This window comes from Ferrimonas kyonanensis DSM 18153, assembly GCF_000425405.1.
GTDB lineage: Bacteria > Pseudomonadota > Gammaproteobacteria > Enterobacterales > Shewanellaceae > Ferrimonas > Ferrimonas kyonanensis.
Window position 1 is genome coordinate 149,162 of record NZ_KE384364.1, and the last position, 20,686, is coordinate 169,847.

General features: G+C 58.5%; 16 protein-coding genes. 5 read left to right on the forward strand and 11 right to left on the reverse strand.

Going from position 1 to position 20,686, the window contains the following annotated elements:
- Positions 1 to 176: 176 nt before the first annotated feature.
- The 8 genes from carB to dnaK form a co-directional block, all read right to left on the reverse strand.
- Positions 177 to 3,398, reverse strand: a complete 3,222-nt coding sequence (carB, locus tag H598_RS0116160; protein ID WP_028113922.1) for a carbamoyl-phosphate synthase large subunit — start codon at positions 3,396 to 3,398, stop codon at positions 177 to 179.
- Positions 3,399 to 3,420: 22 nt separating this feature from the next.
- Complete coding sequence (gene carA / locus H598_RS0116165) at positions 3,421 to 4,545, reverse strand: glutamine-hydrolyzing carbamoyl-phosphate synthase small subunit (protein WP_156897084.1); 1,125 nt, start codon at positions 4,543 to 4,545, stop codon at positions 3,421 to 3,423.
- 193 nt (positions 4,546 to 4,738) lie between these two features.
- Positions 4,739 to 5,548, reverse strand: coding sequence for a 4-hydroxy-tetrahydrodipicolinate reductase (gene dapB / locus H598_RS0116170; protein ID WP_028113924.1), 810 nt, complete (start codon positions 5,546 to 5,548; stop codon positions 4,739 to 4,741).
- A gap of 125 nt (positions 5,549 to 5,673) precedes the next feature.
- The gene (bamJ, locus tag H598_RS0116175) at positions 5,674 to 6,285 is read right to left on the reverse strand and encodes a BamJ family beta-barrel-assembly machinery protein (protein ID WP_028113925.1); all 612 of its coding nucleotides are present in this window, start codon (positions 6,283 to 6,285) and stop codon (positions 5,674 to 5,676) included.
- A gap of 115 nt (positions 6,286 to 6,400) precedes the next feature.
- Positions 6,401 to 7,192 carry a M48 family metallopeptidase gene (locus tag H598_RS0116180; RefSeq protein ID WP_028113926.1) on the reverse strand — a complete coding sequence of 264 codons (792 nt, stop codon included), beginning with the start codon at positions 7,190 to 7,192 and terminating at the stop codon, positions 6,401 to 6,403.
- A 71-nt stretch (positions 7,193 to 7,263) separates the two neighbouring features.
- Positions 7,264 to 9,207, reverse strand: coding sequence for an alpha/beta hydrolase family protein (locus H598_RS0116185; protein WP_035416047.1), 1,944 nt, complete (start codon positions 9,205 to 9,207; stop codon positions 7,264 to 7,266).
- Between the two features lie 228 nt (positions 9,208 to 9,435).
- A complete protein-coding gene (gene dnaJ / locus H598_RS0116190) occupies positions 9,436 to 10,572 on the reverse strand; it encodes a molecular chaperone DnaJ (RefSeq protein ID WP_028113928.1) in 1,137 nt (378 codons plus the stop codon).
- Between the two features lie 88 nt (positions 10,573 to 10,660).
- The gene (dnaK, locus tag H598_RS0116195) at positions 10,661 to 12,577 is read right to left on the reverse strand and encodes a molecular chaperone DnaK (protein ID WP_028113929.1); all 1,917 of its coding nucleotides are present in this window, start codon (positions 12,575 to 12,577) and stop codon (positions 10,661 to 10,663) included.
- A 247-nt stretch (positions 12,578 to 12,824) separates the two neighbouring features.
- Between dnaK and H598_RS0116200 the strand changes: the two genes are divergently transcribed.
- The gene (locus H598_RS0116200; RefSeq protein WP_028113930.1) at positions 12,825 to 13,760 is read left to right on the forward strand and encodes a DMT family transporter; all 936 of its coding nucleotides are present in this window, start codon (positions 12,825 to 12,827) and stop codon (positions 13,758 to 13,760) included.
- Here the strand turns inward: H598_RS0116200 and H598_RS0116205 are convergent.
- Positions 13,757 to 14,596: a LysR family transcriptional regulator gene (locus tag H598_RS0116205; protein ID WP_028113931.1), complete on the reverse strand. Its 840-nt coding sequence runs from the start codon at positions 14,594 to 14,596 to the stop codon at positions 13,757 to 13,759. The genes H598_RS0116200 and H598_RS0116205 overlap by 4 nt on opposite strands.
- Before the next feature lie 247 nt (positions 14,597 to 14,843).
- Here H598_RS0116205 and H598_RS0116210 point away from each other — a divergent pair, with 247 nt between their 5' ends.
- The gene (locus H598_RS0116210) at positions 14,844 to 15,566 is read left to right on the forward strand and encodes an SDR family oxidoreductase (protein ID WP_028113932.1); all 723 of its coding nucleotides are present in this window, start codon (positions 14,844 to 14,846) and stop codon (positions 15,564 to 15,566) included.
- Entirely contained in the window at positions 15,529 to 16,236 is a 708-nt protein-coding gene (locus H598_RS24705; RefSeq protein WP_245595613.1) for a L,D-transpeptidase family protein, read from the forward strand. Before H598_RS0116210 ends, H598_RS24705 begins: the two co-directional genes overlap by 38 nt.
- A 28-nt stretch (positions 16,237 to 16,264) precedes the next feature.
- On the opposite strand, the gene grpE is transcribed toward H598_RS24705, so the two are convergent.
- A complete protein-coding gene (gene grpE, locus H598_RS0116220; protein WP_028113933.1) occupies positions 16,265 to 16,855 on the reverse strand; it encodes a nucleotide exchange factor GrpE in 591 nt (196 codons plus the stop codon).
- A 235-nt stretch (positions 16,856 to 17,090) separates the two neighbouring features.
- Here grpE and nadK point away from each other — a divergent pair, with 235 nt between their 5' ends.
- Positions 17,091 to 17,975 (forward strand): NAD(+) kinase, encoded by an 885-nt coding sequence (gene nadK / locus H598_RS0116225; RefSeq protein ID WP_051252794.1) that lies wholly within the window; start codon positions 17,091 to 17,093, stop codon positions 17,973 to 17,975.
- Positions 17,976 to 17,985: 10 nt separating this feature from the next.
- Here the strand turns inward: nadK and H598_RS0116230 are convergent, their stop codons facing one another.
- Complete coding sequence (locus tag H598_RS0116230; RefSeq protein WP_035416049.1) at positions 17,986 to 18,678, reverse strand: SDR family oxidoreductase; 693 nt, start codon at positions 18,676 to 18,678, stop codon at positions 17,986 to 17,988.
- 155 nt (positions 18,679 to 18,833) lie between these two features.
- Here H598_RS0116230 and recN point away from each other — a divergent pair, with 155 nt between their 5' ends.
- Positions 18,834 to 20,510, forward strand: a complete 1,677-nt coding sequence (gene recN, locus H598_RS0116235; RefSeq protein WP_028113936.1) for a DNA repair protein RecN — start codon at positions 18,834 to 18,836, stop codon at positions 20,508 to 20,510.
- The last annotated feature ends 176 nt before the right edge of the window (positions 20,511 to 20,686 follow it).

The window sequence follows — 20,686 nt, forward strand, 5'->3', positions numbered from 1 at the left end:
ATCTGCTTCCGTCTTATCCGGCCAAACCGGGCCCCAGCCAATGCACGCATTGACCTGCCAAGTTGAATTCCGGGTATTGTAAATAGGGTGTTTTGGTTCTGGAATAGACCGATTGTAATAAGAAAACGCCGGCAGGTCATCCCTGCCGACGTCTCAGTATCGCCAAAAAAGCGGGGTTACTTCAAACTGCGCTGATGCAGCTCCTGCACCGAACTGACCTTACCACGGTCATCGGCGGTATGGGCCAGGCAAGTGGCAAAGCCGGCATTCATGGTGGTGGTGTAGTTCACCTTGTGCTGCAACGCCCCTCGACGAAGGTGTTTGGAATCCTCGATGGCCTGACGGCCTTCGGTGGTATTCACGATGTAGGTGTACTCGTCGTTTTTGATCCGGTCCAGGATGTGGGGACGCCCTTCATGGATCTTATTGACCAGTCTAGGGTTAATGCCCGCCTCTCCCAGCGCAACGGCGGTGCCGTGGGTGGCATCCAGCTCATAGCCCAGCTCTATCAGCTGGGTGGCCAGATCCGCCACTCGGGACTTATCGCCCTGACGAACCGACAACAGGGCTCGGCCGGATTTCGGCACGTCCTTGATCGCCCCCAGTTGCGCCTTGGCGTAAGCCTCGGCAAAGGTGTCACCCACGCCCATCACCTCACCAGTGGAGCGCATCTCCGGCCCCAGCAGCGGATCCACGCCGGGGAACTTGTTGAATGGCAGCACCACCTCTTTCACCGAGTAGTAAGGTGGAATCACCTCCTGGGTGAAGTTCTGCGCCTTGAGGGAGGTGCCCGCCATGACCCGGGCAGCCACTTTCGCCAGCTGCACCCCGGTGGCCTTGGACACGAACGGCACGGTTCGAGCGGCGCGAGGGTTGACCTCAATCAGGTAGATGGCGTTGTCCTTGACCGCAAACTGCACGTTCATCAGACCCACCACACCCAATTCCAGCGCCAGCTTACGCACCTGCAGCCGCATCTGGTCCTGAATCGACTGGCTCAGGGTGTAGGGAGGCAGAGAGCAACCGGAGTCGCCACTGTGAACTCCCGCCTGCTCAATGTGCTCCATGATGCCGCCGATGACCACGTCGACACCGTCACACACCGCGTCCACATCCACTTCGATGGCGTCATCAAGGAAGCGATCCAGCAGTACCGGTGACTCGTTGGACACGCTCACCGCTTCATTGAAGTAGCGGCGCAGATCCTGCTCGTCGTAGACGATCTCCATGGCACGACCACCCAGCACGTAGGAAGGGCGAACCACCAGCGGGTACCCGATGCGCTTGGCGTCAATCACCGCCTGCTCCATGTTGGTGACGGTGCTGTTTTCCGGCTGCAGCAACCCCAGGCGTTCTACTGCCTGCTGGAAGCGTTCCCGGTCTTCGGAGCGGTCGATGGCGTCCGGGCTGGTGCCTATGATCGGCACGCCGGCAGCTTCCAGATCCCGGGCCAGTTTCAGTGGCGTCTGGCCGCCGTACTGAACAATCACACCTTTCGGCTGTTCAACCCGCACAATCTCCAGCACATCTTCCAGGGTCACCGGCTCGAAGTAGAGACGGTCGGAGGTGTCGTAATCGGTGGACACGGTTTCCGGGTTACAGTTGACCATGATGGTCTCGTAACCGTCTTCCCGCATTGCCAGTGCCGCGTGCACGCAGCAGTAATCGAACTCAATGCCCTGACCGATGCGGTTGGGGCCACCACCAATCACCATGATCTTGTCATTGGTGGATGGCTGCGCTTCGCACTCCTCCTCGTAGGTGGAGTACATGTAAGCGGTGTCGGTGGAGAACTCGGCGGCGCAGGTATCGACCCGCTTATACACCGGCAGCACCTCAAGGCGCTGGCGCAGCTTGCGAATCTCGCCATCACTGATCCCCAACAACTTCGCCAGGCGGGCATCGGCAAAGCCTTTGCGTTTCAGCTTGCGCATGAAGCCAGCGTCCAGACCGGCAAAACCCCGTTCCTTGACCTGCTCTTCCAGTTGCAACAGCTCTTCAATCTGAACCAGGAACCACTTATCGATGCCCGTCAGCCGATGGATGGCCTCCATGGACAAGCCGGCGCGGAAGGCGTCGGCCAGGTACCAGATGCGATCGCAACCGGCCTCCTGAAGCTGGTAGCGAATCTTGGACAACGAGTCGTTGTCGTCCAGATTGACGATGGGGTCCAGACCGGTCATGCCGGTCTCCAGGCCGCGCAGCGCCTTGTGCAGCGATTCCTGGAAGGTACGGCCAATGGCCATGACCTCGCCCACCGACTTCATCTGAGTGGTCAGGCGGTCATTGGCGCCGGCAAACTTTTCGAAGTTAAAGCGTGGCACCTTAGTCACCACGTAATCGATGGACGGCTCAAACGACGCCGGGGTGGTGCCACCGGTGATGTCATTTTGCAGCTCATCCAGGGTGTAGCCCACGGCCAACTTGGCCGCCACCTTGGCGATGGGGAAGCCGGTGGCCTTAGACGCCAGCGCCGAGGAACGGGACACCCGAGGATTCATCTCGATGATCACCAGACGGCCGTCTTTCGGATTCACCGCCCACTGAACGTTGGAGCCGCCGGTTTCGACACCGATCTCTCTCAGTACGTTCATGGAGGCGGTTCGCATCAGCTGATACTCTTTGTCGGTCAGCGTTTGCGCCGGCGCCACGGTGATCGAGTCACCAGTATGGATGCCCATGGGGTCGAAGTTTTCGATGGAGCAGACGATGATGCAGTTGTCGGCGCGATCGCGGACCACCTCCATCTCGTACTCTTTCCAGCCAATCAGGCTTTCATCAATCAACAACTCGTTGGTCGGGGACAGATCCAGACCATTGGTGCAGATCTCTTCAAACTCTTCACGGTTGTAGGCGATGCCGCCACCACTGCCGCCCATGGTGAACGACGGGCGGATGATGCAGGGGAAGCCCACCTGCTCCTGAACCGCATTGGCCTCCTCCATGCTGTGGGCGATGCCCGAGCGTGGGGTTTCCAGGCCAATGGATTTCATCGCCACATCGAAGCGGGCACGATCTTCGGCCTTATCGATGGCATCGGCAGTGGCGCCAATCATCTGGACGCCGAACTCTTCCAGGACGCCGTGTTTCTCCAGCTCCAGGGCGCAGTTCAGTGCGGTCTGGCCACCCATGGTTGGCAACACCGCACACGGGCGCTCCTTCTCAATGATTTTGCGCACCACTTCCCAGTGGATGGGTTCGATGTAGGTGGCGTCGGCCATCTCCGGATCGGTCATGATGGTGGCCGGGTTGGAGTTCACCAGAATGACCCGGTAGCCCTCTTCACGCAGAGCCTTACAGGCCTGGGCGCCGGAGTAGTCAAACTCACACGCCTGGCCAATGACGATGGGGCCCGCGCCCAGAATCAGAATGCTTTTTAAGTCGGTACGTTTTGGCATTGTTCTATCTCTTCACGCTCTGTTATTGGGCCGCGTTGCGGAGTTGCATCAGTTCGATGAAATGATCGAACAACGGTGCCGCATCGTGGGGACCCGGGCTGGCTTCAGGGTGGCCCTGGAACGAGAAAGCCGGCTTGTCGGTTCGGTGAATCCCCTGCAGGGAACCATCGAACAAGCTCTTATGGGTGGCTTTCAGGTTGGTCGGCAAACTGGCTTCATCGACGGCAAAACCGTGGTTCTGGGCGGTGATCATCACCTTGCCGCTGTCCAGGTCCTTGACCGGGTGGTTACCGCCATGGTGGCCAAACTTCATCTTCAGGGTCTGAGCGCCGGAGGCCAAGGCCAACAGTTGATGCCCCAGGCAGATGCCGAACAGAGGCGTATCGGTTTCCAGCAGCGACTGAATGGCACGGATGGCGTAATCACAGGGCTCCGGATCACCGGGGCCATTGGACAGGAACACCCCATCCGGATTCATCGCCAATACCTCGGCCGCCGGCGTCTGGGCCGGAACCACGGTCACGTCACAGCCACGATCCACCAGCATCCGCAGAATGTTCTGCTTCACGCCGTAGTCGTAGGCCACCACCTTGTACTTCAGTGCGTCTGCCGGCGTATCGCTGGGCAGTCCGCCCACCAGTTTCCAGCTGCCATTGCGCCAGTGGTAAGGGGCGCTGACGGTGACTTCCTTGGCCAGGTCCATGCCTTTGAGGCCAGGGAAGCCCTGGGCCTGTTGCAGCGCCTGGGCGGCGTCGGCCGCTACTCCGGTCATGATGCAGCCGGCCTGAGCGCCCTTCTCCCGCAGAATGCGAGTCAGTTTGCGGGTATCGATATCCGCAATGCCAACCACATTGTGCTGTTTCAGGTACTCAGACAGGGACTGTTCATTACGGAAGTTGGATGCCAGCGCAGGCAGGTCACGAATGATCAGGCCGGTGGCGTGGATTGCAGAGGATTCAACGTCTTCGGAATTGGTTCCGGTGTTACCGATGTGAGGGTAGGTAAGAGTAACTATCTGACGTGAATAGGAAGGATCGGTCAGGATTTCTTGATAACCAGTCATAGAAGTGTTAAAAACGACTTCTCCGACAGCAGATCCGTCGGCACCTATGGAAGTACCGGTGAAAACTGTGCCATCCTGGAGCATTAATAGGGCAGTTTTGTTCAACTTGACCTCCCACCAGAAGAATTATAAGTTATTGTTTTACAATGATTTAGGGTAAACCTCTTCAACTCGCCAAACTCAAAAAGTGAATTTTTGACAAATTCCGGCGATTATAGCGACCAAAGTCACATTTGTATATAGCCAATCAATAAAAAAGGGCTAAAAAGCCCTAATTTTATTTTAAATCCAATACTTGGTGCATGTCGTACAGGCCATTGGGCCTCTGAAACAGCCATTGTGCCGCCCGCATGGCGCCATTGGCAAAGGTCATTCGGCTCGAAGCTTTGTGGGTGATCTCCAGCCGTTCACCGATGTCGGCAAACAGCGCCGTATGCTCACCGACGATGTCGCCGGCCCGAATGGTGGAGAAGGCGATGGTGTCGCGGTCACGCTCGCCGCTAATGCCTTCACGACCGTAGATGGCACACTGCTCCAGATCCCGATTCAGGGTCTCGGCAATGACCTCACCCATCCGCAACGCCGTGCCCGACGGGGCGTCCTTCTTGTAGCGGTGGTGGCCTTCGATGATCTCAATGTCGGTGTAGTCGCCCATCACCTTGGCCGCCGTTTCCAGCAACTTAAACAGCAGGGTCACCCCCACTGACATATTCGGTGCCAGTACAATAGGCAGATCCTGCGCCAGCTCGGCGATGCGCTCTTTCTGATGGCTGCTGAAGCCGGTGGTGCCGATGGCAATGGGTTTACCATGCTGGGCACACCAGGCGGCCATCTCCAGGCTGGTTTCCGGGTTGGTAAAATCGATAAGCACATCGAAGTCATCCACCACCAGTTCCAGTTTATCCACCAGGGTCACGCCGATGGCACCGTGGCCAATCAACTCACCGGCATCCACCCCCAGCAAACTGGCACCACTGCGCTCTATGGCCGCACCAAGACGGATCTGAGGGTGCGCCAGGGCGGCTTCAATCAATGTGCGCCCCATACGGCCGCTGGCCCCGACAATGGCTACTCGGATCTGTTCCATCTGTTACTGCTCCCAATCGGCTCTATGCATCTGGATAATCATATGATTATTGACCGCCGACATAAAGATCTCTGTCCCAATTCGCAGCCCAAAAAAAAGGGAAGCAACCGCTTCCCCTTATGACATTATTTAATGTCCAGCAACTCGACTTCGAACACCAGCGCCGAGAACGGTGGAATGGCACCACCTGCACCGCGCTCGCCGTAGGCCAGCTGGTGAGGGATGTACAGTTTCCACTTGGCACCCTTGTTCATCATCTGCAGCGCTTCGGTCCAGCCTGCAATCACGCCGCTGACCGGGAACTCAACCGGCTCACCGCGATCCACGGAGCTGTCGAACACGCCACCATGGGTGAAGGTACCGTGGTAGTGACAGCTCACAGTGCTGTTCAGACCCGGCTTGTCACCTTCGCCTTCGGCGATGATTTCGTACTGCAGGCCAGATTCGGTGGTGATCACGCCATCACGCTTGGCGTTGTCAGCCAGGAAGGCTTCGCCTTCGCCGGCGGCTTCGGCAGCCTTGGCTTCGCGGGCTTCAGCCAGACGCTGAGAGATAACCGCAAACGCCTGCTGCAGCTCGGCCATTTCAACCAGGCTGTCTTTGCCTTCGAAGGCATCGGCCAGGCCCTGCTGAACCGCAGAGATCTCAATACCTTCAAAGCTGTTGGCGGCCAGTTGCTCACCCAGCTGACGGCCTACGCCGTAGCTTGCTTGCTGTTCTACTGTGTCGAACTTCATGATGTATGTTCCAGTATGGAAAAAACTGCTGCGGAGTGTACCACTTGTGGGGCAATTAATACCAACGCAATTGAGTCTCTTTTGAGCGCCCGGAACCAGGCCGGGCGGTTCCATCTCAGCGACGGCAACGAGGCTGAATTCCGGCGCTTTTCGCCTGACGATACAGCGGCTGCACCTGCCCCTGCAGTCGCTCCAGATCCGAGATGCGGGTACTGTGTGACGGGTGGGTCGACATCAGTTCCGGTGGCGCATTGCCACCACTGGCTTCGGCCATGTTGTGCCACAGTGCCACCGACTGCTGCGGATCGAAGCCGGCTCTGGCCATCAGATCCGCCCCCATCACGTCGGCCTCACTCTCCTGGGTGCGGCCATAAGGCAGGGTGATGCCCACCTGTACGCCCAGCCCCAGGCCGGCCATGTACAGGTCGCGGTTGGCGGTGCCCTGCAAAAATACGTCGGCGATCTGCAACCCGGCATTGCTGAGCTGGGAGCGGGACACCCGCTCGTTGCTGTGGCGCGCCAGCACGTGCGCCACCTCGTGGCCCATGACCGCGGCCAGCTGATCCTGGTTTTCCGCCACCTCCAGCAAGCCGGTGTATACGCCGATGTGCTTGCCCGGCAGGGCAAAGGCATTCACCTGCTCGGAGTCAAACACCACCACCTCCCACTCGGATGGCGTGTCGCCCAGGGCGGTGATGATGCCATCGGCCACACACTGCACGTAGGCGATGGTGGCTTTATCGGTAGCACGGGTTTCTTTTTCCTTGATCTGGGCAAAGGACTGGTCCCCCATCTGCGCCATCTCCGAGCCGGAAAACAGCAGCATCTGATCCCGCCCGGTCGGCGACTGATGAGTGGCACAAGACGAAAGCAGCCCCAACAGGACCACAGCGCCAAGCTTTCGCATAATCTACTCCATTAAAAAAGGGATGCGTGTGCATCCCTTAATGTTACCCCATTCGCTGGCGGGTTATAAACTCACAGCGCCAGATGCTGATCCAAGAAGCTGAGCATGGTTTTGTAGGTGCTGATCCGATTCTCCTCATTGAACAGGCCGTGACCCTCTTTATCCAGCTCCAGCCACTGGTAAGCACGATGGCGCTTGTCCAAAGCCTCTCGCAACTCCTCGGCATGCTCGATGGGCACCCGCTCATCCTCGCCACCATGAATCAGCAGCAACGGCACTTTCAGCTTATCGACATTGTACACCGGCGAGAACGCCTTCATGTTATCGCTATCCTCACCGATCACCTCCCGCAGGTAGTTCACCCCAGATTGGTAATCCGGAATGTCTCCGACCTCGTACATCAACTCCAGATCATAAACCCCGGCAAAGCCGATGGCGCACTGAAACAGATCCGGCGCCAGAATCGGCGCCTGCAGGGCCGAGTAGCCGCCGAACGAGCCGCCATAGATGCAGACGTTGTCTTTGTTAGCCACCCCGGTGTCGATCAGGTGTTGAGTGGCATCGATGATGTCGTACTGAATCTTGCTGCCCCAGTTGCGGTAGCCAGCCATCTGGTAATCCAGGCCATAGCCGCCGGAGCCGCGAAAGTTGACCTGCAACACCGCCATGCCGCGACTGGCGAACAGTTGCGACTCCCAGTTGTAACTCCAGTAGTCCCGTGGTCCATGGGGGCCGCCATGGGGATTGACCAGCAGCGGCAGATTCTTGGCCTTTGTGCCCGCCGGCACCGTCAGGTAACCGTGAATGGTCATGCCGTCACGGGCGGTAAAGCTGATGGCCTGCACCGTGGCAGACTGCTTGGGGTCCACCCAGCCGCGGCTGTTCAGCAGCAAGCTGACGCTGTTTTTCTCGGTATCAAACAGGTAGTAGCTAACCGGATGGGTGTCGCTATAAGCAGCAACGATGGCCAGTTTGCCGTCCAGGGTCTGGCTGGTCAGCGACACCTGCTGGCCGGGAAAGGCCGCCAGCAGGCCTTTGAGGCGCCGGCTCTCCGGCCGCTGTTTATCGATAAACACGTAGCTGGGGTAACCGGACTCCAGCTCCAGGGCGTACAGGGCCCGGTCTGCCACCGACAGCCAGGTCTGCGAAGGGTCCACGGTGTCATCGCGATAGATGAGCGAGCTGGTGCCCTTAGTCAAATCCAGTTTCTTCAGCCCCTGAATGCTGGCATCGGTGTTATCCAGCACATAGACTTCGTGATCGCTGGCAAAGGCCACCGGCTGTACACTGCCCTGCCTGTGATCGCTGGAACCAAACAATGTCCACGGCTCGCCGCGTTTGTTGCGGTAGTAGATCTGGCCCTCTCCGTTCTTGTCGGTGCCGGTAACAAACCGCACCTCGCCCCTGGCGTCGGTGAGGAACTGGGCAAAAGACACCGGGGCGTAGGCAATCTTCTTGCGCTTACCGTTGTGAATGTTGACCCGGAACACGGTGGCCTTCTTGTCTTGCTTGACGCCCATGGGTACCGAGTTGATCAGCACGTGATCCTCGTCCTCCGGCAGCGGGTCAATCATGAAACCCCAGGCACGAATGGCACTCGCACCACTGCTGAGGCGACTACCTGTGGTGTTCTTGGTCTGCTTATAGCCAAACAGATACTCCGGCTTGTCGCCGTCGTAATCCACCGCCATCATCTCACCATAATACTGCGGCTCCTCGGTCCAGCCTTTGAGGTACTGCTTGGTGACCACGATGCGGTCGTTGCTGGCCCAGTAGTAGCTGCCCACTTCGGCCCGCATCGGAAAGTGGATAGAATGCAGCAGTTTGCGGGATTGGGTCTCCAGAATCACCACCCTTTGCTTGCCGTCGACCTTGGTCATCAGCGCCAGGCGATCGCCCTTGGGGGATAGCTTGACGGAGTACGCCTGGCTGGACTTGGCAAAATCTTCAACCGGGATCTGAGCCGCCAGTGGCAGGCTCAGCGTCAGCAGCAGGGTAAGTATCATCCTTGACATCGAACAGCTCCAAAATGGGAATGATTTAAACGGTAACGTTAGTGCAATGTTAAGCGCGGCCAAAAAAATAACAAGCCTAACCTGACTGCCATCGAATTTAAATCACAATAAAATGAATAAGTTCCAAGGCATCGGCTCGGCCGTTCGAGCCGTTTCTCAGGCCATAAACGCAACAAGGCCGCTGTAAACAGCGGCCTTGGAAATGGCACTCGATGTGCGACGACAGCGTTAGCTGGTCAGGTCATCGAAGAACTTCTTCACCCCATCGAAGAACCCTTCCGCCTTGGGGCTGTGCTTCTTGGAGGAGCCCTCCAGGGTCTGATCGAACTCCCGCAGCAACTCCTTCTGACGCTCGGTCAGGTTCACCGGCGTTTCGATGATCACCTTGCAGATCAGGTCGCCGACGGCATGGCTGCGCACCGATTTCACGCCCTTGCCACGCAGGCGGAACATGCGCCCGGTCTGAGTCTCGGCGGACACCTTCAGGTTCACCCGGCCATCCAGAGTCGGCACTTCGATGTCGCCGCCCACCGCGGCGGTGGAGAAACCGATTGGCACTTCGCAGTACAGGTTGTTGCCGTCACGCTGGAAGATGGGGTGATCCTTGACGTGCACCTGTACATACAGGTCGCCTGCCGGCGCCCCCATTTCACCCGCTTCGCCTTCGCCAGACAAGCGAATGCGGTCTCCGGTGTCGACACCGGCCGGAATCTTCACCGACAGGGTCTTGGTCTTCTCGACCCGGCCCTGACCATGACACTTGTTGCACGGATCCTTGATTACCTTGCCCTTACCATGACAGGTCGGACAGGTTTGGTTCACCGCAAAGAAACCCTGGCGCATCTGCACCTGGCCCTGACCGTGACAGGTGCCACAGGTCTGAGCGCTGGAGCCCTTCTTGGCGCCGCTGCCATGACAGCTGTCGCAGGCGGTCAGCACCGGAATGCGAATCTCCTTGGTGATGCCCTTAACGGCCTCCTCCAGGGACAGCTCCATGTTGTAGCGCAGATCATTGCCCCGGCTCGGGCCGGAGCGGCCACCACCACGACGACCGCCGCCAAAGATATCGCCAAACACGTCGCCGAAGATGTCGCCGAAGTCGCCACCACCGCCACCGAAACCACCGCCGCCGCGGTTAGGATCGACACCGGCGTGACCAAATTGATCATAGGCGGCGCGTTTTTCAGAGTCGGTCAGGATCTCGTAGGCTTCCTTAACCTCTTTGAAAGATTCTTCGGCTTGGGTGTCGCCCGGATTGCGGTCCGGGTGGAACTTCATAGCCAGGCGCTTGTAGGCCTTTTTGATGTCTCGCTCGCTGGCATCTCTCGCCACACCAAGCACTTCGTAGAAATCGCGTTTGGACATATCTCTAGCCAATAGTTGTTTCGCAAAAAACGGGCGATCGGTGGTACCGAACGCCCGTTGCTTTCATTCAGGTCAAAGGACGTCAGACTTATTTCTTGTCGTCTTTCACTTCTTCGAACTCAGCGTCAACCACGTCGTCTGCTGGCTGAGCCTGCTGTTCACCGGCTTCTGCACCACCCTGAGCTTGCTGGGCCTTGGCCTGAGCAATCTCCATCAGCTTAGCAGAGGCTTGAACCAGCTCCTGGGTCTTGGCTTCGATGGCTTCCTTGTCGGAACCCTTAGTCGCTTCCTCAACCTCTTTGATGGCTGCTTCAATCTTCTCTTTCTCGTCAGCAGGCAGAGCCTCACCGGCTTCTTCGATCTGCTTACGGGTCGCGTGAGCCAGACCATCCGCCTGGTTACGGGCCTGAACCAGCTCTTCGAACTTCTGGTCCTCTTCCGCGTGGGCTTCGGCTTCGTTCACCATTTTGTTGATCTCGTCCTCGGACAGACCGGAAGACGCCTGGATGGTGATCTTCTGCTCTTTGCCAGTGCCCTTGTCCTTAGCGGACACGTGCAGGATGCCGTCGGCATCGATGTCGAAGGTCACTTCAATCTGTGGCAGACCACGAGGTGCCGCCTGGATGCCTTCCAGGTTGAAGTTACCCAGAGACTTGTTGGCGCCGGCTTGCTTACGCTCACCCTGCAGCACGTGGATGGTTACCGCAGACTGGTTGTCTTCGGCGGTAGAGAACACCTGCGACTTCTTAGTCGGAATGGTGGTGTTCTTCTCGATCAGTGCGGTCATGACACCGCCCATGGTTTCGATACCCAGAGACAGAGGGGTTACGTCCAGCAGCAGTACGTCTTTCACGTCACCGGCCAGTACACCACCCTGAACCGCGGCACCCATGGCAACGGCTTCATCCGGGTTCACGTCTTTACGAGGCTCTTTACCGAAGAAGTCAGCCACCGCCGCCTGAACTTTAGGCATACGGGTCTGACCACCCACCAGAATCACGTCCTGTACATCGGACACGTTCAGGTCGGCGTCACGCAGAGCCACTTTCAACGGCTCCAGGGAGCGAACAATCAGGTCTTCAACCAGGGCTTCCAGCTTGGCGCGGGTCACCTTGATGTTCATGTGCTTAGGACCGGTGGCGTCTGCGGTTACGTACGGCAGGTTCACTTCGGTCTGCTGAGTGGAAGACAGCTCAATCTTAGCTTTTTCAGCGGCTTCTTTCAGGCGCTGCATCGCCAGGGGATCGTTCTTCAGGTCGATGCCCTGCTCTTTCTTGAACTCTTCAACCAGGTAGTTGATCAGACGGTTGTCGAAGTCTTCGCCGCCCAGGTGAGTGTCACCGTTGGTGGCCAGTACTTCAAAGGTCTTTTCACCTTCTACGTCGTCAATCTCGATGATGGAGATATCAAAGGTACCACCACCCAGGTCGTATACCGCGATGATGTTGTCACCGGTGTTTTTGTCCAGACCGTAGGCCAGGGCAGCAGCGGTCGGCTCGTTGATGATGCGCTTCACATCCAGACCGGCGATGCGGCCGGCGTCTTTGGTCGCCTGACGCTGAGAGTCGTTGAAGTAAGCCGGTACGGTAATTACCGCTTCAGTCACTTCCTCACCCAGGTAGTCTTCGGCGGTTTTCTTCATCTTCTTCAGAACTTCCGCAGACACCTGAGGTGCAGCCATCTTCTTGCCTTGGGCTTCTACCCAGGCATCACCGTTGTCGGCTTCAACAATTTTGAACGGCATGATGTCGATGTCACGCTGAACCACTTCGTCTTTGAACCGGCGACCGATCAGTCGCTTAATGGCAAACACGGTGTTGTGCGGGTTGGTAACGGCCTGACGCTTGGCGGGTTGACCTACTAAGGTTTCATCATCGGTGTAAGCAATGATAGAAGGAGTAGTACGGTCGCCTTCCGCGTTCTCAATTACTTTTGGCTTGTCGCCATCCAGGATAGCCAAACAGGAGTTAGTGGTACCCAGGTCGATGCCGATGATCTTGCCCATCGAAAGCCTCCAAATGCGTTTAAATCTAATGCGAAAATTTGCGATAACACCTATTTGGGGTTGCCGCCTCAGCCTTTCAAGGGCGACGGCTAAAAAAATTCCCCGCTGATGTCAGGGATATGGGGGCAGGGTCTGAGATTCCAATGGTCATCGGCAAATAATTTGATCTGACGCTTTGCAACTCAAGGATTGTATACAATATAATAATTGCCATTCCTGTGGTTTCGTTAATCAAGTCGTGTTTCGAATGGTCAAAAATCAGCGTCGTGCGGTTCAGTATGGAGCCGCAGCGGTATTCGCCTGGTCCACGGTGGCCACCGCCTTTAAGTTGTCGCTGGGCTACATGAGCCCGAGCCAGTTACTGCTGTACGCGGCACTGTTCTCCTGCATCGCCCTCAGCCTGATCGTGATACTGCAGAAAAAGACCCACCTGCTGCGGGCGCAGTTGCAAGCCGCGCCCGGGCGCTACCTCCAAAGCGGGCTGCTCAACCCCTTCCTGTACTATCTGGTGTTGTTCGGTTGCTACGACCTGCTGCCGGCGCAACAGGCCCAGCCACTGAACTACACCTGGGCGATACTGTTCAGCCTATTGGCCGTGCCGATGCTGGGACAGAAACTGCGCCGCTGGGATTTGATGGCCGCCCTCATCGCCTACGGCGGGGTGGTGGTGATCGCCACGGGTGGCGACTTGCGCGGTTTTCAGGTCGAGAGCTACCTGGGCTACGGCCTGGCCCTGCTGTCGACCCTGTTATGGTCGCTGTACTGGATCGTCAACACCAAGGACAAAGGCGACCCGGTGGTCAGCCTGCTGCTCAGCTTCATGGTGGCACTGCCGTTCATCATCGCCACCAGTTGGTATCGCGACGGCTGGGCAATGCCACAATGGCAGGGGATCGCCGGCGCGGCTTACGTCGGCCTGTTTGAGATGGGGTTTACCTTCGTATTGTGGTTGATGGCCCTGAAAAGCGCCGAGCGCACCGCTCCCATCACCAACATGGTGTTCCTGTCACCGTTTCTGTCGCTGTTTTTTATCGCCACTTTTGTCGGTGAAACCATTGCTCCGGCGACCTTCGTCGGCCTGGCGTTAATCGTCTCCGGGTTAGCCACCCAGCAACTGGGGCCGCGACTGGCGCAAAAACCCGCCGCCAACGCACCCAAGCCGGAGATCGACAGTAGTCGCTAATCGCACCACTGCTGACACGCCGCCAGCAGGGCTGCCAATGCCGGCTTAGTACTGGCGCTGGCCGGCAATGTCAGGCCGATGCGGCGGAACATGCGTGGCGCCTGAAGCCGCACCTGGGTCAGATCGGCGGCGGTCTCCAGCACCCCGGTGGGCAGAAACGAGATGCCAATGCCGGCACTCACCAGATGGCGCACCTGAGTTTTGTGCTGCGCCTTGGCCACCAGGTTAACCGCAAAGCCCTCGCTGGCCAGCAGGCTCAGGGTTTGCTGATGGGCCTCGCACACCACGCATTCGATAAAATTAAAATCATTGAGATCGGCGATGCCCACCGCCTGTTGCTGCGCCAGTGGGTGATGGTTAGGCACGCACAGTACGTAGTCCTCCTCCCACAACGGCACAAACAGCTCATCCTCTTTCTTGAACACGTCCAGGGTGATGCGCGCCTGTGCCGCATCGTCGTCGTGATCCAGCAATTCGAAGCTCAACTGCGGCGATGCCTGGCTGCAATGGCTCAGGAAGCGAGCATAGGTGGCCGGACTGATGTCATGAAAATTGCCCAGTGCCAGCGGCAGAGTGGCCTGCTGGCTGGCAAACAGCCGACTCATCTTTTCCATCTGCCCCAGAGACTGCAGCGCCAGCGGGTACAACTGATGGGCCTCGTCGGTCAGATCCACTCCACGCTTGTGACGCACAAACAGCGCCACCCCCAACTCCGACTCCAGTTGCTTGATGGCCGATGACAAACTGGGCTGAGACACAAACAGCCGCTGCGATGCCGACGTTATGGAGCGCTCCTCGAACACCGCCACAAAACTGCGCAACAATCGTACATCCATACAAAATTCCTATGTTAACCCTCAGTGATCAAGGACGAGTTTCGCCGCCGCAGCTGAACATCGCCCAGAATCAGGCCCCCCCGCGGCAAATCGGCTTGTCACCGATGATCGTCTTGCCATAAGTTTACCCTATGTCAGGCAGAGAAAATTAATATTTTAAGACTATGAATAGCCTCTCTATAGTAATCGCCATCGCAACGGCCATCGCCTTGCTACCCTTAGACACAGCTTTTATTGGAGAACCCCTATGTCTCAACCTCTGATCGTGATTACCGGCGCCAGCTCCGGCATCGGTGAAGCCACTGCCCGCACCCTGTCCGCCCAAGGCCATCCGCTGTTGCTGATCGCCCGCCGGGTCGACAAGCTGGAAGCCCTGAACCTGCCCAACACCCTGTGCCGCAAGGTGGACGTCACCGACCGTGACAGCTTTGCCGCCGCCATCGCCGACGCCGAAGCCCAGTACGGCCCGGTAGACTGCCTGGTCAACAACGCCGGCGTGATGCTGCTGGGCGACGCCGACTCCCAGGATCCGGCCGAGTGGCAGAAGATGCTGGACGTCAACGTGATGGGCCTGCTCAACGGCATTCACCTGGTGTTGGCCAAGATGCGTGAACGCAAGTGCGGCACCATCGTCAACATCAGCTCGGTGGCCGGTCGCAAGACCTTCCCCAACCACGTGGCCTACTGCGGCACCAAGTTTGCCGTTCACGGCCTGTCGGAAACCCTGCGCGAAGAGGTGTGTGGCGACGACGTACGGGTGATCACCATCGCCCCAGGCGCGGTGGAAACCGAACTGCTGGGTCACACCACCCGCCAGGACATCAAAGACGGTTACGGGGAGTGGAAAGACAGCATGGGCGGCGTGCTGGCCGCTCAGGACGTGGCCAACGCCATTGAATACGCCTATCGTCAGCCACAGAATGTGCACATTCGTGAAATCGTACTCACCACCACCCGCCAGCCGGCGTAACGTCCGCTCGCATTGGCGCCGCCGGCTGTTGGCGGCGCTGTTGCTGCTGTCACCGGGGTTGGCCTGCGCCGCCGGGGATCTGGACGCGGCTCGCCAACGCCTGACCCCGGCCCTGCAGCGCATGCCCGGCGGCCAGTTGCCACAACAACTGCTGCTGCTGGCGATTAAGCAGAGTTACCGACTGGAGCTGTGGGGCAGTGACGCCGACGGTCACTGGACCCGGCTGCGTACCTACCCGATCATGGCCTTCAGCGGCGGGCCTGGTCCCAAGCTACTCGAGGGTGACCTGCAGGTGCCCGAGGGCGTCTATCGGCCGGTGGCCTTCAACCCCAACAGCCGCTACCACCTGTCGCTGAAACTCAACTACCCCAACGCCTTCGACCGGCGCATGGCCCTGAACGATGGCCGCCGGGACCCCGGCAGCAACATCTTTATCCACGGCCAGGAGGCGTCCAGCGGCTGCCTGGCCATGGGCAATACCGTCATCGAAGAGCTGTACTGGCTGGTGTCGGTGGTGGGCCTTCGCGACACCCGAGTGGTGATCACCCCGGTGGATCCTCGCCGTACCCCACTGCGACGCTGGCCCTCCAGTCCGAGCTGGACCGACGACAAATACCGGCGCATCGAAGCGGCAGTGGCCGAACTGCAGCCACAAAAAAAGCAGCCATAGAGGCTGCTTCATTCCGCGGCAAGGCCGATCAGGCGGTGGTATCGACGCTGGGCTGCTCACTGCCTTTAGAGATCATCACCATCGCCGGGCGCAGCAGGCGGCCATTGAGTTCGTAGCCTTTCTGCATGACTGCCATCACGGTATTGGCGGCAAACTCTTCCGACGGTTGCATCGCCATCGCCTGGTGCTGATCTGGATTAAACGGCTGACCCAGTGGATCAATCTCTTTAATACCAAACTTATCCACGCTGCTCAGGAAACTCTTGCGAGTCAGTTCAACCCCTTCGATCAGAGGCTTAACCGCCTCATTGTCGCTATCGGCGGTCTGCAAGGCTCGCTCCAGGTTATCAATAACCGGCAGCAGTTCACCGGCAAACTTCTCCAGGGCAAATTTACGGGCTTTTTCCACATCCTGTGCACTGCGACGGCGAATGTTCTCCATTTCGGCATGGGCACGTACTACGCTGTCTTTCTGGCCATCGATGGTGGCTTTGGCGGCCGCCAGCTGTGATTCCAGTTCCTCAATGCGGGCGGCGTGTGGATCCTGCTCGGTTTCAACTTGCTCTTGTTCCAGTTCAACCTGTTCTGGCTGCTCCACTTTTTGCTGCTCGTCGCTCATTTCAACTCCGGCTAAAATACTCTGTTACCATTGGCTCTGAGCCTATTATGGGGACTGATTTTGTGACTTCAAGGGCTAACGGAGCAATATCCCGGTCGCGAAGGACAATCTGTGCCTGAGCGGCGGCCTCGGCAGTCCTGAGGTGACAAACCGGCAATCCCCGTATATCGTTGACCTAAGTAGAGTAACCCGTCCATGGGGCGCACCTGACCGCCCAATCCGACACGAGACCAACATGCAAACAGCATTTAAAACCATCGGCCTTATTGGCAAACCTCGCCACCAGGGCGCCAACCAGACTCTGGCGCAACTGTTTTACTGGCTAAATAAGCAAGGCTATGAAGTGCTGATCGAATCCGACATCTCCAGAGAGTTGGGCTGCGACAAGGCCGAAGCCGTGGAGATGACCGAGATTGGCGAGCGCTGCGATCTGGCCATCGTGGTCGGCGGTGACGGCAACATGCTGGGGGCGGCACGGGTACTGGCCCGCTATGACGTGGCGGTACTCGGGGTCAACCGCGGCAACCTGGGGTTTCTGACCGACGTCGACCCGGACCAGTTTAAAGAAACCCTGACCAAGGTCCTTGGCGGCGAGTTTGAGACCGAGCAGCGCTTTCTGCTGCACACCGAAGTCCATCGCCACGGCGAACAGAAGAGCCACAATGTGGCGGTCAACGAAGCGGTTCTGCACGCCGGTAAGGTGGCGCACATGATCGATTTCGAGGTCTACATCGACGGTCGTTTCATGTACAGCCAGCGCGCCGACGGCATGATTGTCGCCACCCCCACCGGTTCCACCGCCTACTCGCTGTCGGCGGGCGGCGCCATCCTGACCCCGAACCTCAACGCCAACATTCTGGTGCCGATGTTTCCCCACACCCTCTCCTGCCGCCCCATTGTGGTAGACGGCGACAGCGAGATTACCCTGCGCGCCTCCTGCAGCTCCAGCTCACCGGAGCTGGAGATCAGCTGCGACAGCCAGGTTACTCTGGCCTGCCTGCCCGGCGATGAGATTCGCATTCGCAAGTCCCCTTACGCCCTCAGGCTGATCCACCCCAAGGGCTATAACTACTTCGAAGTGCTGCGCAGCAAACTGGACTGGGGCAGCAAACTGTTCTGATCCCTCAAGCTCAAAACTCGATGGGCTGACCATCACGCAGGAAGGCGCCACTGGGGCCATGATCGTCCAGTGTCGCCGCCCAGGTGATCCAGCGGGCCGCGTCCGCCGGATCCCGGCTGGCCTGAGGCCCGCCCATGTCGGTACGGGCCCAGCCCGGACACACGGCATTGACCTTGATGCCGTCATCGGCGGTCTCTGCCGCCACCACCCGGGTCAAGGCATTCAAACCGGCCTTGGATACCCGGTAGGCGGCCTGATGCTGCCCCATCTCCGCCAGCGAGCCGTAACCGGAAGAGACATTGACGATGCGGCCATATTGGCTGGCTCGCATCAGCGGCAAAATCATCTGGCACATCAGCATCGCTCCGGTCAGGTTGGTGTCCAGAGTCCGCTGCCACTGTGACAAGGTAATGGCCGGCAATGGCAGCCCCTGATCCAGCATAATGCCGGCGTTATTGACCAGCACCTCGACCCCTCCGTACAGCTCGGTCAACCAGGCCGCCAACTCCTGCACCTGCTGTGGCCGGGTAACGTCGAGGGCAAACGGACTGGCCTCACCGCCCTGACCTCGAATCGACGCCGCCACCGCCATGGCGTCCTCATGCCGTCGGGCACAGGCCACCACATGGAACTCCTGATCGGCCAACTGATGGGCCACGTGCCAACCCAACCCCCGGTTACTGCCTGTCACCACCGCAATCATACGGACTCTCCCGTCAGTCACCGCCAGTGCGGCCCTTTGAAAACATAGGAAGAGTTACGGCGCTGTACAACTTTTTGCCATTGGTGCTTTACTGAACAGGGAAAATACATATACTGTTATTCCATACAGTATGTCTATTCATACAGGGCAGAGAGATGCTGACTCAACTTACGGTTTCCAATTTCGCCATCGTTAAATTCCTGGAGCTGGATTTTCGCCAGGGCATGACCACCATTACCGGGGAAACCGGTGCCGGTAAATCCATCGCCATCGATGCCCTGGGCCTGTGCCTGGGTGCGCGAGCCGAGGCGGCCATGGTTCGCCCCGGCGCCGGCAAAACCGAGATCAGCGCCTGCTTCGATGTTCGGCGCATCGATGCGGCCCGCCGCTGGCTGGCAGACAACGACCTCGATGACAACGACGAGTGCATTCTGCGTCGTAGCATCAGCAGCGAAGGCCGCTCCAAAGCCTGGATCAATGGCCAACCGGTCCCTCTGGCGCAGCTCAAAGCCCTGGGACAACGGCTGATCACCATCCACGGCCAGCACGCCCATCAGGGGCTGCTGCAGAGCCACACCCAGCTGTCACTGCTGGATCAATACGCTGGCCATCAGGCCTTGCTGCATAAGTGCAGCGACGGCTACCGGCGCTGGAAACACCTGGATAACGAGTTAGCTCGGCTGCAACAGGAGCAGCAGCAGCGCCAGGCCCGCCAACAGTTGCTGGAATATCAGGTACAGGAACTGGACGAGTTTGCCCTCGAACCCGGCGAGTTCGAAGCCATCGAATCTGAGCACCGTCGCCTGGCCAACTGCACCACGCTGATGGAACAAAGCCAGCGGGCGGTGTACCTGCTCAGCGAAGGCGAAGAGGTCAGTGCCGTCAGCTTGTTGCAGCAGGCCATTGCCGAGGTGGAAACCCTGGCCAGTGACGATAAGGCCCTGGAACCGGGGCTGGCGTTGTTGCACGAAGGCTTGATCCAGTTGCAGGAGGGCGCCAACGAACTGGCCCACTACCATCAATCGCTGGAGCTGGACCCACAACGTTTTGACGAACTGGAGCAGCGCCTGTCCAAAGCCATGACTCTGGCCCGCAAACATCAGGTCAAGGCCAGCGAACTGGCACAGCTGCATCAGACCCTGGCGGAAGAGCTGCAAAGCCTCAGCGCCAGCGAACAGCGGCTGGATGAACTCGACGGAGAGCGGCAACTGGCCATGGACGCCTATCTGCAGGCGGCCCAGCGCCTGAGCAAAAGCCGGCAACGCTACGCCAAAGAGCTGAACAAGTTGGTGACCGCCAACTTGCGTGAACTGGCCCTGCCCCACGCCAAATTCCAAATCGAGGTTCAGTTCGACGACGGCAGTGTGTCTCCTGCCGGTGGGGATCGCATTCAGTTTCAGGTCTCCACCAACCCGGGCCAACCACTGCAGCCTCTGGGTAAAGTGGCCTCCGGTGGTGAGCTGTCACGAATCAGCTTGGCGATTCAGGTGATCACCGCCAAGAAGGTCTCAACCCCGACCCTGATCTTTGACGAAGTGGACGTGGGGATCTCCGGCCCCACCGCCGCCGTGGTCGGTCGAATGCTGCGCACCCTGGGAGACGCCACTCAGGTGTTTTGCGTCACCCACCTGCCTCAGGTTGCGGGCAACGGCCATAATCACATGTTTGTCAGTAAGTCCACCAAGGGCCAGGTGACCGAAACTCAGATGGCGGCACTGTCGAACGACGATCGCCTCGACGAATTGGCACGCCTGCTGGGTGGGGACAGCATTACCGAAAATACCCTGGCCAATGCCCGCGAATTATTGATGGAACCTCAACCCCGGGCCTGAATGCCACTCGGCGCAACATCGTGCTGATCGAGCACTCACCCCGATCACACCCCATCCCGAAACCGCGATCCAGATCGCGGTATTTCCGCACGTTATTCTGAATTTTGCCACTCAAGTCGCCGATTTTGCTTCTTTTTTTACATAAGTAGTATTCTCGCCATTTTCTGTAATTTTCA

Coding starts and splice junctions, on each gene's coding strand:
- carB (WP_028113922.1), bottom strand. CDS start 3,398: ATGCCAAAACGTACCGACTTAAAAAGCATTCTGATTCTGGGCGCGGGC.
- carA (WP_156897084.1), bottom strand. CDS start 4,545: ATGCTCCAGGATGGCACAGTTTTCACCGGTACTTCCATAGGTGCCGAC.
- dapB (WP_028113924.1), bottom strand. CDS start 5,548: ATGGAACAGATCCGAGTAGCCATTGTCGGGGCCAGCGGCCGTATGGGG.
- bamJ (WP_028113925.1), bottom strand. CDS start 6,285: ATGAAGTTCGACACAGTAGAACAGCAAGCAAGCTACGGCGTAGGCCGT.
- H598_RS0116180 (WP_028113926.1), bottom strand. CDS start 7,192: ATGCGAAAGCTTGGCGCTGTGGTCCTGTTGGGGCTGCTTTCGTCTTGT.
- H598_RS0116185 (WP_035416047.1), bottom strand. CDS start 9,207: ATGTCAAGGATGATACTTACCCTGCTGCTGACGCTGAGCCTGCCACTG.
- dnaJ (WP_028113928.1), bottom strand. CDS start 10,572: ATGTCCAAACGCGATTTCTACGAAGTGCTTGGTGTGGCGAGAGATGCC.
- dnaK (WP_028113929.1), bottom strand. CDS start 12,577: ATGGGCAAGATCATCGGCATCGACCTGGGTACCACTAACTCCTGTTTG.
- H598_RS0116200 (WP_028113930.1), top strand. CDS start 12,825: ATGGTCAAAAATCAGCGTCGTGCGGTTCAGTATGGAGCCGCAGCGGTA.
- H598_RS0116205 (WP_028113931.1), bottom strand. CDS start 14,596: ATGGATGTACGATTGTTGCGCAGTTTTGTGGCGGTGTTCGAGGAGCGC.
- H598_RS0116210 (WP_028113932.1), top strand. CDS start 14,844: ATGTCTCAACCTCTGATCGTGATTACCGGCGCCAGCTCCGGCATCGGT.
- grpE (WP_028113933.1), bottom strand. CDS start 16,855: ATGAGCGACGAGCAGCAAAAAGTGGAGCAGCCAGAACAGGTTGAACTG.
- nadK (WP_051252794.1), top strand. CDS start 17,091: ATGCAAACAGCATTTAAAACCATCGGCCTTATTGGCAAACCTCGCCAC.
- H598_RS0116230 (WP_035416049.1), bottom strand. CDS start 18,678: ATGATTGCGGTGGTGACAGGCAGTAACCGGGGGTTGGGTTGGCACGTG.
- recN (WP_028113936.1), top strand. CDS start 18,834: ATGCTGACTCAACTTACGGTTTCCAATTTCGCCATCGTTAAATTCCTG.